The organism is Paenibacillus sp. HWE-109, from assembly GCF_022163125.1.
Taxonomy (GTDB): domain Bacteria; phylum Bacillota; class Bacilli; order Paenibacillales; family NBRC-103111; genus Paenibacillus_E.
Genome location: NZ_CP091881.1, coordinates 4,913,798 through 4,930,334, shown reverse-complemented (window position 1 = coordinate 4,930,334; position 16,537 = coordinate 4,913,798). Strand labels below are relative to the sequence as shown.

Genomic DNA, 16,537 nt, shown 5'->3' with positions numbered 1-16,537 from the left:
CACGTGAGTAACATGATGCAAAAGAGAGTGCTTGTAATTTCTTTTCTGGCGTTGCCGGTTGGATTATTGCTGTTATTTCTGATTTACCCAACAGTGAAGCTGTTTGAATACAGTATGACTGACTGGAATGGGATCAGCAGGGGATTTCATTTTGTAGGATTTGAAAATTATTTGAAAGCGCTCAAAATGTCGCAGGTTTGGCAATCGCTTTCGAACAACTGGCTTTATTTTATCATCCATGCGCTGTTGATTCCGTTTGAGATTTTATTAGCGGTTATGCTAAATGCCAAAATGAGAGCCAGTGAATTTTTTCGCTCTATCATTTTATTGCCCTACATTATTAATGGCGTCGCTGTCGCTTACATTTTCAGCTATTTGTACAACCCGGTGAATGGTCCGATCAACGAGCTGTTAACAGCTGTCGGTCTCGAAGGATGGATTCATAACTGGTTGAGTGATGTGAAAATTGTCAACTATTCACTTGTTGCTATCTCGCTATGGCGGTTTGCTGGTTTTCATATCATCTTATTTCTCGCGGGTGTCCAATCTATTCCGAACGATCTGTATGAAGCCGCTACCATTGATGGAGCAAATAAAATACAGCAGATTCGTTTTATTGTTTTGCCTGGTATTCGACGTGTCATTGAAATTATTTTGTTCCTGAATATTCGGGGAGCACTTCAAGTATTCGATATTCCTTTCCTGGTTACACAAGGCGGTCCGGGAACTTCCAGCAGTACGTTCACCATTTTTACCATCAATACAGCATTTAAGTTCAATAGTTATGGGTTAGCGTCGGCAATGGCGATTATTTTGATGGTTATGATCATTGTATTCAGTTTCATTCAAAACTTATTGATCCGTGAGAAGGGAGAAAAATCATCATGAGCATGTCCCAAACAGAGATTGCCATCAAGCCAAACAAATTGGAAAAGGCTAAAATGTTTTCCCTCCTCGGTAAAACGCTTTATTATGTCGTTCTTGCCCTCATTACATTAATTATTTTCGTGCCGCTGCTTGTCGTTGTTTTCGCTGCTTTCAAAACATCGCCGGAGCTCGCTGCAACATCGCCGTTTTCGTTTCCGAAGAGCTGGTCGTTTCACAATTTCGCTGTTGCATTCGAGAAAGCGAACATGCTGGTCGGATTGATTAACTCCCTTAGCGTTACGGTATCAAGTGTGGTCATTAATGCCATCCTCGGAGCAATGACGGCATTCGTGTTGAATCGATTTAATTTCCGCTTCAAGAAAACGATCTTTCTGTTATTTATTGTTGCATCTATCGTACCTGCCTATACAACAGAAGTAGCCCGTTTTCAGACTATTAAGTCACTAGGATTATATAACACGATTTTTGCTCCGCTTATTATTTACGCGGGTACGGATTTGATGCAAATTTTCATTTACTTGCAATTCATTGAGAAAATATCCAAGCAATTGGATGAAAGCGCACTTCTGGATGGCGCCTCCTATTTCCGGATTTTCCGCTCCATTCTTTTCCCGCTCTTGCTTCCGGCAACAGCAACGCTGGCGATTATTAAAGCCGTTGATATTATGAATGACATGTACATTCCCTATCTGTATATGCCATCTAAGAAGCTAAGCACGTTATCAACCGCATTAATGACGTTTGTAGGCGAACGGGGAACCTACTGGAATGAGCTGTCAGCCGCAATTATTTTGGTCATGATTCCAACCCTTGTGATTTACTTGGTTTTGCGTAAGTTTATTTTTGCCGGACTTATGGATGGCGCGATGAAAGAGTAGATCTGTTCGATTATACAAATTGGGGGTATATGCAATGATTAATGACAAACTGCCATACATTTATTATGGCGGCGATTATAATCCTGACCAATGGCCAGAAGAAGTGTGGCAGGAAGATATGAGATTGTTTAAGCTGGCGGGCATTAATATCGTGACGCTGCCTGTGTTCAGTTGGGCGAAGCTGCAGCCTTCGGAGGATGTTTACGATTTCGAGTGGCTGGATAAAATCATAGACACCGTTTCCAAGGAAGGCATATTTCTGTGCCTAGCTACGTCAACTGCAGCACAGCCTGCCTGGATGTCGCGGCTGTACCCTGAAGTGCTTCCCGTCGATATTGACGGGAGAAAGCGAACGCATGGTTCTCGCGTTAATTTCTGCCCAAACAGCAGCGTTTACCGGAAGTTCTCTCAGCGCTTGGCGAGCAAATTGGCAGAACGGTACGGGAATCACCCTTCTTTGCTTGTTTGGCACATCGGCAACGAATATGGTCCGCATTGCTATTGCGACACTTGCGCCTCAGCTTTCCGGACTTGGCTGCAAAATAAATACGGTTCCTTAGAAGTCGTAAATCGTGTGTGGAATATGAGTTTCTGGTCTCATACGGTCTATGAATGGGATGAAATCGTCCTGCCTACGAATCTGAACGGCAATAATAAATGCTTCCAAGGTATCGCACTGGATTATAAGAGATTTATGTCCGATGCGATCTTAGCATGCTATCAAGGCGAATATGACACGATTAAAGCGATCACGCCGGATATCAAGATTACATCGAATATATGGGGACTCTTTAACGGTCTGGATTTAAAGAAATGGGCAGATCGTATGGATGTTGTCTCCTGGGACAGTTATCCTCAAATGAATGAGCCGATGAGCAACGTAGCGATGAGACATGATTACATGAGAGGGCTGAAGGATGGACAGCCTTTCATGCTGATGGAGCAGACGCCAAGCCAGCAAAACTGGCAGCCCTACAATAGTCTCAAAAGGCCTGGGGTTATGCGCCTTTGGAGTTATCAGGCGATAGCGCGTGGAGCGGATACGGTGATGTTTTTCCAATTGCGCCGTTCTGTCGGCGCATGCGAAAAGTATCACGGCGCTTTGATTGCTCATGCGGGTCATGAGCATACAAGGGTATTTAAAGAGTGTACACAATTGGGACAAGAGCTGCTCGCATTGGGAGATACGCTGCTGGATTCTGTAACAGAGTCCAAAGTAGCGCTGCTGTTTGATATTGATACATGGAATGCGGTAGAAATGACCAGCGGTCCGAACGTTGATCTTGATTATCTCAAGCAAGCGCAGAAATACTACAAGGCATTCTATGATTTAAACGTCAGTATAGATGTCATTAGTCCGCTTAGTGACTTTTCCAAGTATGAGTTAGTGATTGCCCCAGTCATGTATATGATGAAACCTGGCGTGAGCGAACGACTGAGGTCATTTGTGATCATGGGAGGAACGTTCGTCACATCATTCTTCAGTGGGATTGTGAATGAGAACGATCTTGTCACACTCGGCGGATATCCGGGTGAATTGCGTGATCTGCTGGGGATTTGGGTGGAGGAGATCGATGCGCTTCAGCCAGAAATGACCAATACCATTCTCATGTCGTCATCGTTCGGAAAGCTTCGAGGAGAATACGAATGCGGACTCTTATGTGACTTGCTTCACCTTGAAGGAGCAGAGGCTCTTGCCTATTATGGACTTGATTTCTACGCAGGCATGCCGGCAGTCACTCTCAATAAATTCGGGCTGGGAGAAGCCTTTTATGTAGCAACAGACCCGGATCCTAAGTTTTTGGCGGAGTTCAGCCAAACGCTGTGCGAGCGGTTGAATTTGCAGCCGGCTCATCAAGCACCTTATGGAGTTGAGATGAAGAGCAGACAGAAAGAAGGCCGAACGTATACGTTTGTCTTGAATCACAATGCTTACGAATCGGTGATTCTATTAAATGAAGGAAATTATAAGGACTTATTATCTCACCGAGTCTACGAGCGTGCGCTGGTGTTAGAGCCGCACGGGGTAGCTATTTTGGAAGAAGTGATCATTTGATTTCCTAAGGGAAGGCAGTCTTGTCTTCCCTTGATTTTCCTTCCTATATTTAGGAGGTAATTGGAAGTATTAGGGTGTTGACGCAGTAAGTATTTAAACTTATGATGACGGTAGTTAATGTCGTATCCTGCTGAAATTAGGGGCAGATTGTTCATGAAAGCGTAACAACTTTGACACACTGGGTGTCCCAGTTATCCCGTCAGATGTGGGAATATGTAATAACATGCCTAGTTGTTACTTGATAACCGGGGGGGACCCAGCAGTGAATATGTTTAAAAAGAGATGGCCAATCACATCGATCCTTTACGTGATGTTCTTTTTCGTTATTGTGATGCCTATTGTGTTGGTTGCGTTATTGTCATTACGAAAGTATACCGATATTTTGCTAACGAATATTACCTCGCGTACGATGCAGACATTAGAACAAGTATCGTATACCATTGATCAGGAAAAAAGTAGATATATCAGGACGGTTGCCGCAATTGCCTCGGATAATAATGTTATTTCCCTTGCCACTTCCTTTCATCGCAGCACAGAAACCAAAGATCAATTCAACTATTCCTTCCAATTAGAAAACCAATTGAAAAGTTACTTGCACGATATGCCAGATGTTGTTTCGGCGATGTTCGTCTATCGCGACGGGGGCGCCTACTTTTTTGAGGGTACGCATTTTCATAACATCGATACGCGGATCAACGAAAATTATTTGAAGGCGACGATGCTTTATCACAAAACGCTGCAAAACCAAGGGCGAGTACAGTTATTCGGTTCCGAAGAGAATGTATTAATTGAGTCGAATGATAAATATATTTTATCGGCAGCCATCGCTCCTACGTTTGAAAGGTCATTTAGCGATGTTGAAATGATCTATTTTGTGATACAAGCCAAGGTGTTCGAGAACCTGGCTGAATCCACGTCCAACCAAAACGGCAGCTTTATTATCCTTGATGGGAACGGAAATATCATGTTGGATACGAGCAAAGATAAAAATCAAAACATCGAAAAGCAAGCGATCGAACAAGCCCAAGATAAGAAAAGCGGTTACTTCAAAACAATGGCTGATGAAGAGCAAATGTTTGTTACCTTTCTGACTATGGAGCGAACGGAATGGAAAATTATTTATATTACTCCATATGATCAGATGACTTCCGAAGTCAAACAAATTTATAAATTTATCATGAATGTATCTGCGGCTGGCTTGGTCATCTTCTTGATTGTATCCTTTTTTCTAGTCCGTAGTATCGTAGGCCCAATCAAATCATTAATCTATCAAATGAATAGAATGAAAAGCGGTTCTTTTCAAGTTAATTTGGACCTCTCAGGGCCATTGGAAATATATTCGTTAGGAAAAACATTTCAAAATATGACAGTGCGCATCCAGGAGCTCATCGTTGAAAGGCAAGAACAGGAAAAGCTCAAAAACCGCGCAGAGATAGATGCGCTTCAATCGCAAATTAATCCGCACTTTTTGGTGAATACCCTCAATGCCATCAAAATAATGGCGATGCTGTCCAAAGCCACGAATCTGGTTGAAATGACGGATTCACTGATTAAATTATTATCTTCTACCTTCCATCGCGGCGGCTCTTACATTCAATTGTTTGATGAGATGCAGAGCCTGGAGAAATATATTCACATTATGAAAGTTCGTTATGGCGACCGCTTTAAGGTTGAGTACGACTTAGATGAAAGTGTGACGGATACTTACATTCTCAAGCTGCTTCTGCAGCCTATTTTGGAAAATGCGATCATTCACGGATTTTATGGCAAAGAAGCGATGGGGATCGTCAAAATTACAGGCAGAAAACATAGCGGTCAACTCGTAATTACAATCACTGACAATGGCAAGGGGATGGAGCAGAAAACGATGGAAGCTTTGCTGCAAGAGAAAAAAGTGGAATCGCTATGCGGTATTGGTATTGCCAATGTCAATGATCGGATCCGCTTAAATTACGGAGAACCCTATGGGCTCGAGATTAACAGTAAACTGGGTGTTGGAACAGAGGTCATTGTCGTATTGCCGCTCTTGCCCAATAATCCGGATCAATCTTCGATTAGCTTGACTGACGGAAAATCTGCTTAGCCCGCTGATTACCGGCAGTGATAACGTTAATTTATCCAGAAGAGTAGAGAAATGGATAAAGGGGGGCGTGTCATATCCTATGAAGTTTTGCTTATACGATACCAAATATGATCGGATTATTCTCGTCGAAAAAAGCTTTCTTACCGCTTTGGAGTTGAAGGATAGATTTGGGATGGCTGTCGATATTGCCATTCTGCCAATCCTCTCAAAGAAGGAATACATGTCTTTTCCCAGTTCGTTTCGCGGAGAAGTTAGCGGTCGTTCTTACTTGCTATACGAAGTGCCAGGTGTCATCGAGCAAAGGTATGATCAGGTTATTGTTCAGGAGTAAAACGGTCATATCGGCTTTTATTCAGATTGGGGATGAAAAAAATGTTTAGAGTAATGATCGTCGATGACGAGCCGCTGGTGAGACTAGCCATGAGTGCGATTATTCCGTGGAGTGATCTGGACTGCGAGGTGGTAGCTGAGGCTGCAGATGGTCATGAAGCATGGGAACGAATTTCGGTGCAGCAGGACGTTGATTTAATGATTGTCGATATGAGCATGCCGATTATGGATGCCCTTACGCTCCTGTCTAAGATGCAGGAAGCCAATTTAGCTAACTCGCCAGTGAGTATTGTGTTGAGCGCCTATTCAGACTTTGATTTCGTGCGGAAAGCGTTTCTGCTAGGGGCTGTGGATTATATTATGAAAGCTGATCTTGATCCGGAACATATCGTTCCGGTCATTGAGAAAGCGCTTATTCAGTTAAAAGAAAAAACGATTTCTTCCGCAAGAATGAGTAAAACCAATAGAGACGCCGATCTCAAGCAGCGAGAAACATGGCTCCGCGGATTGTTATGCGATAAAGATTATCTCTATAGTCCCAATTTGGCGCAGGACGACTCTTTTTCCAAATGGATACTCCAATTTGCGAACTTTCAGCATGTTCTTGTATCCGTGATGCCGGATAAACAAAATCTGATAACGGATATACCGCTGCAAGGCGGTTCGGACAATGATGAGCATGTAGGCAGGATTATTAAACAAGGGATGGAGATCGTCAAGCACCCCTATGAATTACTGCAAATCAATGAGGATGAATATGCCATTCTGCTATGTTATGAGTCATCGACAAGCTTCTTGAATTTGCGGGGGCGCGTGATTGAACTCCTCGATTCTTTGCGCAATACGGTCAAAAACTTTATTAATGTTTCGCTGTCAATCGGAGTAGCAGAGTCATGCACAGATTGGAAAAGCTGGCATCTTAGATATAATCAGGCGAGCAGCCTGGCCAATCTGCGATTCTCGGAAGGGCCCGGGCGCGTGTATTATTCTGAAACGGTAAGCGTGAACGATAGACAGCTGCCTACGCCATATGATTACTCGGTGATGATGTTTCTCATGGAGAAAGGAGACCGTAAGTGGCAGCAGCAATTGTACACGGGGTTAAGTCAATTGAGCGATATGCCCCATGTAACGTTGGAAAGCACGCTTCCTATTTATGAAGAATTGATATGGAATATAGGCGCATTACTGCATGCAAAAGGGATGAATTGGACGCATGTGATAGAAACGCGGCGAAGACCTTATGAGATTGTTGAACAATTCACTTTCCGTGAAGATTTACATGAGTGGATTGAGAAGCTTGTATTTCGCCTAGCAGATTTGCTGCATCCTGACAAAATACGTGAAGAAAATCCGCAGCGGTTGGTGGAGAGAGTCAAACGTTACGTAGAGAAAAATTATTGCAATTCAATTACGCTTGGTCAAGTTAGCGAGTGGGCACAAGTGACAGAGAGCCATCTCAGTAAACAGTTCGTCAAAGAAACGGGCGAGCATTTTATTGAATATGTGACAAAACTGCGGATCAATGAGGCAACCAGACTGATCGAAACGGACATGAAAATGTATGAGATTGCTGTGAAAGTGGGGTATGAGAATCCAGAACATTTCAGCCGTGTGTTTAAAAAATATCGGGGAATGAGCCCACAGAAATACCGGGACAACTATGCAAGGAAAAAAGAGTGAGCACAAAATTTATCAAACTAATCACTAAATATATCAATGAAAGCGTATTCCGAATTTATGTAAGATAAGGTTGTAAATAAGAACTTACGTAATCTTGAGGGGGTTAAGAAAGACTATGAAAAAAAGACTAGTAACATCTGTACTTTCAATTGCCTTGACGTTTGGATTAGCAGGGTGCAGCACCAATACGGCTACCACTGGGGATAGCAGCGCTTCACCTGCTTCCACGGCAGCAAACAACACGAAAGAGAATGCGATTACATTAAAACTTGCGATGTGGGATAGCGATAGCGAATTCCTGGATAGCTGGACTAAAAAGGTCAAAGAGTTTTCAACCGTTATGCCGAACGTGAAAATGGAAGTCGAAACGTTCAAGAGCGATGGCGACTATTTGCAAGCGATGAAAGTTAGATTAGCTGCTAACGAGCTGCCGGATATTATCGAATTGAAGCCGAATTTCATCAGTGATTTCAAAGCGGAACTTCTTCCACTTAATGACCTGAGCGTTACAGCCAAAAATACGAAAGCCAAGCAATATGCGGTAGATGGTAAAATTCTTGCCTTGCCTGTTATCTCGTTCCCTGAACTTGTTTACTATCATCCGAGCGTATTTAAAGAGCTGGGCTTAAGCGTTCCAACAACGTGGGAGCAGTTTGTAAGCGTATTAACGGAAATTAAAAAGAGCGGTAAATATCAGCCTTATGCCATGGGCGGCAAGGATTCCTGGCCGAACTATCCGTTTAACGAATTCATGCCGATATTGGCATCCGGTGACGCCAACTACTACGACAAAATTGCCGGAATGGACAAACCTTTTGATAAAGGCACACCATTCTACAAAGCTTACACGGATATTCAAACCCTATATGATGCCAAAGTCATGGGCGCTGATCCGCTAGGTTTGAGCAATGACCAAGCAACAGGATTGTTTGAAGCGAAAAAGGCAGCAGTCATTGCTGCAGGACTTTGGTACTTGCCGCAATACAAATCCAAAGTTGGCAACACGGATGACTTAGCAGCATTTGCACTGCCAACTCGTCATTCGGAGTCGGAGCCGCTGAAAGTGATGACTTTCACGGATAACTTCTTCGGTATTTACAACAAATCCAAAAACGCAGAAGCAGCTAAGAAATTCCAAGAGTGGATGTTCTCCTCGGATGCTTACTCCTTCTATGTGAACAAGAAGCAAGCGAACTCTGTTATGGAGGGTGTTAAAGCCGATGTTCCTTTCTTGACTGATTTCTACAAAGCAAACAAAGTGGAAGAGTTCAGTTTTCTTCCAGGCGGAGAGAACTTCAATAAATATGTAAACTCGATCCAATTGGATTGGAAGAAGCTTGGTCAAGAAATGATGGGCGGAACGCCGCTTGATAAGATTGCTAACGATCTGAATGATAAATGGACGAAAGCAAGAGCAAGCAAGTAAGGCTTACGCTTGAGAATGGGAGAGGGGTGCAGGGCATCTCCTCCCCTTATTATGGGGAATTGATGTAAATCAGATCCCGTTTTTTTTGAAAATCCCGGTAAGCGTTTCCAAATTATGGTTCCGATGGTTATGCCATCTAAGAAGGAGGTTATCTGAATGACTACAAAAGTTGGAAGAAAGTTATTTGCATCATGCCTTGCTTTGTCTTTAGTATCACCGGCATTTTATGGGTTAACGGCGCAAGAGGCGAGTGCAGCAACGACTACGATTGATTTAGATCCAAGCAACATGCAGCAATCATGGGACGGATGGGGAACATCGCTTGCCTGGTTTGCCAATATAACCGGGGGCTGGGAAGAATCAACCAAAAATGCGTTGGCCGATGCGCTTTACTCTCCAGCAGGATTGAATTTAAATATTGCCAGATATAATATTGGCGGCGGTGAAAATCCTGCTTACGAGACGATGCGCCAAGGCGGCGAAGTTCCGGGGTTCTCACCATCCCCAGGTGTATGGGATTGGTCGCAAGATGCCAATCAGCGTTGGTGGCTTCAAGCCGCGAAGGCAAGAGGCGCTAATCAATTGGAGGCGTTCTCCAATTCGGCTCCCTACTATATGACGGTCAGCGGAAGCACAACGGGAAATAGGGATTCTGGGAAAGACAACTTGAAACCAGAGGAATATGATAATTTTGCTGCCTATATGGCGGGCGTTGTAAAGCATTTCAAAGAGAATTGGAATATTGATTTCAATTACCTGTCCCCGATGAACGAACCGAACACAAAGTACTGGGGATTTGGCGGGGGCCAAGAAGGTTCGCATTATGACGTTGCTTCGCAAATGAAGCTCATTAATACAACGCGTGCGAAACTGGACGCTGAGGGTCTGCAGTCCGTTAAAATTGCGGCGATGGATGAATCTATTCTAGATACCTTCGTATCCAATTGGAATTCGTATGATGAAACTACAAAAGAGAATGTCGGGAAAATGAACACCCACTCCTACGGCGGTTCGGATCGATACGGAATCAGAAATCAAGCCAAAGCGGCGGGCAAGCCGTTATGGATGTCTGAAGTGGATCTTGGTCCTTCAGGAGTTGCTCATAATCACGACGATTTTGAACCGGCATTGGCTTTATCAGAAAGAATTATGACGGACATCACATGGCTTGAGCCTAAGGGGTGGGTCCTCTGGCAAGCGATTGAGAGTGAGAAAAACATGCAGAAGGACAAGGAGAATATGAATTGGGGTCTCCTTCATGCTGATTTCGACACGCAACAGTGGTGGTACACGAAGAAGTATTATGCTATGCAGCAATTCAGCAAGTTTATCCCACAGGGATCCAGATTCATCGCAGATAACAATGACAACACGTTAGCCGCTTATGATCCTGCCAAGAATAAAATCTATGTTGTATACAGAAATGCAAGTGCGACTAATGAAGATATTTCATTGAACATGTCTCAGTTTAATACGGCCACCGGGACTGCAACACCATATGTATCTTCTGCTACGGAGAATGTAGCCCAGAAGGCAAATGTACCTGTCTTGGATAAAACTCTCCATACAACTGTTGGAGCAAAATCGATTACAACCTTCGTCATTGACGGAGCATCCTATACAAGCAGCACGGTTATTCCTCAGAGCGAAATGAGCGCAACGGCAAGCAGTGCTCAATCCGGGGAAGGAGCTGAGAAAACACTGGATGGGAATGCTTCAAGCAAATGGCATTCAGCTTGGGATCCTTACGATGGAGGTCCGCACACGATAACTTACGATCTTGGAGCATCCTATGATGATGTCTACCAGTTGCGCTACTTACCAAGGCAAGATGCCGATTGGAATGGTGTTATTACCAAGTATACAGTTGAAGTGAGTACTGATGGTACCGTTTTCAATCCTGTTGCGCAAGGCACATGGAAGAATGATAAGTCGGAGAAAACCGCAACCTTCTCGTCGGCATCTGCAAGATATGTAAGGTTAAAGGCGGATGAAACGAACGGATCGGGTGCCCAGTATGCATCGGCTGCTGAGATCAACATCATGAGAAAGTCCAATTTCACAGCAGATACGCAAGCACTAGCGAATGCGATTGATAGAGCTGAAGACTTTATCACATCAAATGCAGCAAGTGTAGACACAACGAAATTGCAGTCGTTAGTTGACGAAGCCAATGCGGTTAAATCCAACACGTTGGCGAGCCAGGAAGACATTACCCAGATACTAAATAAACTAAACGCTGAGTATAGCTTGGTGTTCAAGTCCGTTGAGACTGGGATCATTCCGCAAAGCCAGATGACGGCAACGTCTGACAGTTCGGCATCAGGTGAAGGACCGGGGCGGACGCTGGATGGGGATTCCGGAACGAACTGGCATACGGCATGGGACGGCTCTTATTCGGCATTGCCGCACTCCATTACTTATAACCTAGGCAAAGCGTATGAAGGTGTTAATAAGCTGAAATACTTGCCGCGGCAAGATGCTGATTGGAATGGTGTTGTTACTAAGTTTGAAGTATCCGTGAGCACTGACGGTATCGCTTTCACCAAAGTGGCGGCAGGAACCTGGGACGCAGACAAAACCGAGAAAACAGCAACTTTTGACGCAAAAGGCGCATCTTATGTGAAGTTCACTGCGCTTGAGTCAAGAAGCGATGCGGGCAAGCAGTATGCATCGGCTGCTGAGGTCAACATCTTCAACAAGACTGGATTTAGAATCGACAAGACCAGCCTTACAGGAGCGATTAGCGATGCTGATGCGTTCATTCGCGACTTCCATGAAGATCATTCCTACCTGATTGATGTGCAAAAGCTGCTTGATCAAGCCCCAGCGCTGCTGAGTAGTCCAACAGCGACGCAGGAAGAACTCGATAAGCTAGCGGCCCAAATTAGAGCCGAAATGGCAAAAATTAATGTCGGTGAGAAGATGATTAACGGAATTCGACTCTTCTATGCACCGGAAGCTTATCAAGGGAATCCTTCCAGTCTCATGCTGGATAACAACAATTCATCATTTTACGAATCAAACTGGGATGGAAATGGAAGAAAATACAAATCAGGCGATTATATCGTGATAGATTTGGGCCAGAGCATTGCAGATGTTGGCAAGATTTTGGTTACACCAAGGCAAGATAAAGCGAACGGCAGAATTAAACAGTTTAAAATTTATTTGAGCGATAGCGATTTATCGGGAAAAGCGTCAAATGGCACGCAAAAGTATCTGGATGACAATTTCCAATTTACAGCAAACGGCACTTTTGACGCAACCAGTTCAAGTGCTCAAACGGCTACATTCAAATCCGGCAAAGCGAGATATGTTGCCATTCAGGCCATAACCACGGGCGGTGACGGCAATACGCTCAGTACAGCAGAAATCGCTGTTAGTCAGAAGCGAGGAACTGCTTTCAACACAAGCAGTTTGCAAACAGCTATTAACCGCTTGCGGACGGTTTCGGGGATAAGTCCTAAAGTGGAAGCTACGATTGAAAATCAAGTTGCAGAGATAGGTGCTCTTAGCGACTTAACGGAGGAAAGTATTGCCTACTACACTGGAGTTCTACAGGATTTATACAATTTATATCTGAGCTTGGGCAAAGTCGATTCCATTGAAAGCGGTAAATTATGGCTGGATACAGAAGGCGTGCCGATTCAGGCTCATGGCGGAGGAATTCTGTACAACGAGAAGAACAAATTGTACTACTGGTACGGCGAAGACAAATCGGCAGATAATGTGGGCTCGGGTTATGTACCAGTAACAGGCGTTCACGCCTACTCTTCTAAAGATTTGTACAACTGGAAAAATGAAGGGATTGTATTGCCGGTATTCAACAACCCGCAGCTTGGCGAAGACGTACTGCCTGCCGGAGATTTGCCATTGTACTTGAGCGAAAATTCGGACACGTATAAGACTAGCGGGAAGCCATTCGACCCTAATCGTGTTGTTACGATTACAAACAGAGATGGCGACTATACTGGATCAATGAAATCGCCGATCAATTCGTTGAGCAAATATAATTCAACTGGACGCATAGCTGAGTTAAATGCCTTGTATGCGGACAAAACGAATGCCGAGAAGCAAGTGATGTATAAAGATTTCAACTGGGATAAAGTTGTCGAACGTCCAAAGGTTATCTACAACAAGAAAACGGACAAATATGTGATGTGGTGGCATCAAGACGGACCGATCGCCGGTGAATATTGGGCGGCGGAAGGCGGCGTTGCGATCAGCGATTCGCCAACAGGTCCATTTAAATTTCTGGGTACATCCAGATTGCCGAATAATGGATGGGGTGGCGGCGAAGGCGAAGGTATGCTGCGCGATATGACGTTGTTCGTCGACGATGACGACAAAGGATACCTCATCTACGCATCCGAAGGTAACGGAACGGAGATTGTTATGCAGTTGAATGATGACTATACCGGACCTGCGAAGAACGAGAGAAACCAGTCGCTGGAAGGCGTTCACTGGGCTAAAGCTATCTGGAATCATCGAGAGGCTCCGGCGATCTTCAAGCAAGACGGCGTGTATTACATGATTACGTCAGGAACTGACGGCTGGAAACCAGTCGCAGCCCAATATCATACAGCGACCAATATTTTAGGTCCGTGGGAAGATAAAGACAACCCGGCCAGGGGCTGGAATAACAATAAGACATTCTTCAGTCAAAGTACTTTTGTGCTTCCGTATAGGGATGCAAACGGAGATATCGTTTCGAATAAGTTCATCTTTATGGGGGATCGGTGGGATGCTTCGAATCTAAAAGATTCGAGATATGTATGGCTGCCGATCGATGTGAACACGCAAGACAAAACAATTGGATTCTGGTGGCACGATGAGTGGGATTTCTCTTACTTCCAGCCAGGCAAGAAAGTGACTTTCAACAGTAATGGCGGCGACGCGGTTCGAACTGTTTTCGGAGTGTCGGAAGGTTCGAAAATAACGAAGCCAGCGAATCCGGCAAGAACCGGATATATGTTTGTAGGCTGGTATCAAGATGAAGCCTTGACTATTCCATGGGATTTCGCAGTGAATACGGTTCAAGCGACAGATATTACGCTTTTTGCGAAATGGGAGCAAACCGCAATCACAACTGTGTTGCCGGTAAGCGTGGTTACAGTAACTTATGTTGCACCTGTTCTGCCTACGGAGGTAACGGTCGTTTATAACGATAACGCAACGGCCAATAAATCGGTTCAATGGAACGCGATCGATCGTTCTCAGTATGCGGCAGTTGGCAACTTTACCGTGAACGGAGCAGTTGATGGCACATCCATACTTGCTGTTGCTAACGTGACGGTAACAGAAGGAGTCTACTACGAGAAAGAAGTGCTTAAAGCGCTTATCGCGAACGTTAAAGGCAAGCTGAATATCGCCGTAGAAGGACCGGAAGTCGGCAAGTATCCGGCTGGTTCGAAACAAACATTGCAAACGGCCATCGATCAAGCACAGCAGGTTGTAGATAATGATTCTGCGACTAAGCCGCAATTTGAACAAGCGACGGCATCTTTGAACGCTGCACTGCAAACTTTTGAAGCTTCGGTGATCAAAGAGGTGCTCGTACAAAGCATCAAAATTGATAGCGCATCAGATGTCATTAACTTAAATGGTGGAAGTCTTCAATTATATGCTTCGGTGTCACCGACAACTGCAACGAATGCAACAGTGACATGGGCTGTATACGAGAGAGACGGTACGGCAACGGATAAAGCGTCCATCAATCAATCCGGCGTATTGACTGTTTCGAAAGTCGGCGTAGTGAAAGTGGTGGCAACAGCGAATGACCGTTCAGGAGTCGTGAGTGAGAAATTAATTTCAATCACTAGCGACCAATATCGTGGCGGTGGAGGTGGAGGCCCTACTCAACCAACCGAAAAAGAAGATCCAACGCAATATGTGCTGAAAGATTCGGAACTTCGGATTGACCCTGCACAAGACGGGCAAACAGCTGTAACGGCGATCATCGATCGTGAACGACTAGCTCAGAAATTGGCAGATCTCTACAAAACAGCGAATAGTTCTGTTCTCAATTTTGAAATTCCTGGAGAGCATGCATCGAACGCTATTCAACTGCCGCTTCAGGTCTTGTATAACGGGTACAAAGAAAATCCGGGAACTATTTTGACGGTACACAGTCATTTAGGCACCTATGATTTGCCGCTTTCACTCCTCAAACGTGAGGATGTTGCGAAGCTTGCTAATGCAGAAGACGCAAGTCTGATCGTTCGCATGGATAAAGTGAAGGCGCAGCATAAAGAGCAATTCGAACAATCGCTCACAGATAAAGGTCTGGAACGCGTAAGCGATATTATCGATTACAAAGTGATTCTGAAAGCCAAGGACAAAGAAGTAGAAATTACGAACTTTGGCAACAGCTTTATCACACGTGTAATGAACGTAAATGGTGTCATTCAAGACCCTTCCGCTGCTACAGCGGTTGCGTTTGATCCCGTTACTGGCAAACTGCGGTTTGTACCGTCTGTGTTCGCTGTGAAAGACGGGAAGACAGAAGTAACAGTTATCCGTAATACGAACAGTATGTACACGATCGTTGAAAACAAGAAAACATTTGACGATATGAACGGACACTGGGCGCAAAAGGATGTTGAGAACCTAGCTTCCAAAATGGTGATCGACGGAACAACGGATCGCACGTATACGCCGGAAATGCAAGTCACTCGGGCTCAGTTCGCAGCACTTCTCGTAAGAGGACTGGGGTTACCGACGGAAACAACGCCATCTGTATTTACAGATGTTGCTGCCACCAAGTGGTATGCATCAGAAGTAGGTACAGCCGCGAAGTACGGCTTGGTTCAAGGTGTAGGTGAAGGCAGATTCAACCCGGATCAACTGATTACGAGAGAGCAAATGGTCGTCATGATGATGAAAGCTGTTGCGCTCGTTCAGGGAGAAGCGAAATCGGAAGCTGCGACGAATACCTCATTTGCCGATCAAGACCAGTTGTCGGACTATGCCCGCAGCGCGGTAGCAGATGCCGCTGACAAAGGATTGGTACATGGGAAAACAGCAACAAGCTTTGCTCCGCAAGATGTAGCGACTCGCGCAGAGGCTGCGGTCATTATTAAACAAGCGATGCAATATTTGAATTTAATTAATTAATACCAAATAGCTCGATAAACTGATCTCGGTTCAATCGAAAATTGAGCCGAGATCAGGTTTTATTATTGTCGATGAAA

8 protein-coding genes are annotated in these 16,537 nt (G+C 44.6%); all 8 read left to right on the top strand.

Annotated elements, in window-relative coordinates; genetic code table 11:
• Positions 1–12 precede the first annotated feature (12 nt).
• The 8 genes from LOZ80_RS21000 (at position 13) to LOZ80_RS20965 (ending at position 16,460) form a co-directional block, all read left to right on the top strand.
• Positions 13–888 carry a carbohydrate ABC transporter permease gene (locus LOZ80_RS21000; protein ID WP_238173063.1) on the top strand — a complete coding sequence of 292 codons (876 nt, stop codon included), beginning with the start codon at positions 13–15 and terminating at the stop codon, positions 886–888.
• Positions 885–1,766: a carbohydrate ABC transporter permease gene (locus LOZ80_RS20995; RefSeq protein ID WP_238166539.1), complete on the top strand. Its 882-nt coding sequence runs from the start codon at positions 885–887 to the stop codon at positions 1,764–1,766. The genes LOZ80_RS21000 and LOZ80_RS20995 overlap by 4 nt, the downstream gene beginning before the upstream one ends.
• Before the next feature lie 34 nt (positions 1,767–1,800).
• A complete protein-coding gene (locus LOZ80_RS20990) occupies positions 1,801–3,822 on the top strand; it encodes a beta-galactosidase (protein ID WP_238166538.1) in 2,022 nt (673 codons plus the stop codon).
• Between the two features lie 268 nt (positions 3,823–4,090).
• Positions 4,091–5,905 (top strand): sensor histidine kinase, encoded by a 1,815-nt coding sequence (locus LOZ80_RS20985; protein ID WP_238173062.1) that lies wholly within the window; start codon positions 4,091–4,093, stop codon positions 5,903–5,905.
• 79 nt (positions 5,906–5,984) lie between these two features.
• Positions 5,985–6,236, top strand: coding sequence for a hypothetical protein (locus tag LOZ80_RS20980; protein WP_238166537.1), 252 nt, complete (start codon positions 5,985–5,987; stop codon positions 6,234–6,236).
• Positions 6,237–6,277: 41 nt separating this feature from the next.
• Positions 6,278–7,918 carry a response regulator transcription factor gene (locus LOZ80_RS20975; protein WP_238166536.1) on the top strand — a complete coding sequence of 547 codons (1,641 nt, stop codon included), beginning with the start codon at positions 6,278–6,280 and terminating at the stop codon, positions 7,916–7,918.
• A gap of 115 nt (positions 7,919–8,033) precedes the next feature.
• Positions 8,034–9,344 carry an ABC transporter substrate-binding protein gene (locus LOZ80_RS20970; RefSeq protein ID WP_238166535.1) on the top strand — a complete coding sequence of 437 codons (1,311 nt, stop codon included), beginning with the start codon at positions 8,034–8,036 and terminating at the stop codon, positions 9,342–9,344.
• Positions 9,345–9,500: 156 nt separating this feature from the next.
• The gene (locus tag LOZ80_RS20965) at positions 9,501–16,460 is read left to right on the top strand and encodes a discoidin domain-containing protein (RefSeq protein WP_238166534.1); all 6,960 of its coding nucleotides are present in this window, start codon (positions 9,501–9,503) and stop codon (positions 16,458–16,460) included.
• The last annotated feature ends 77 nt before the right edge of the window (positions 16,461–16,537 follow it).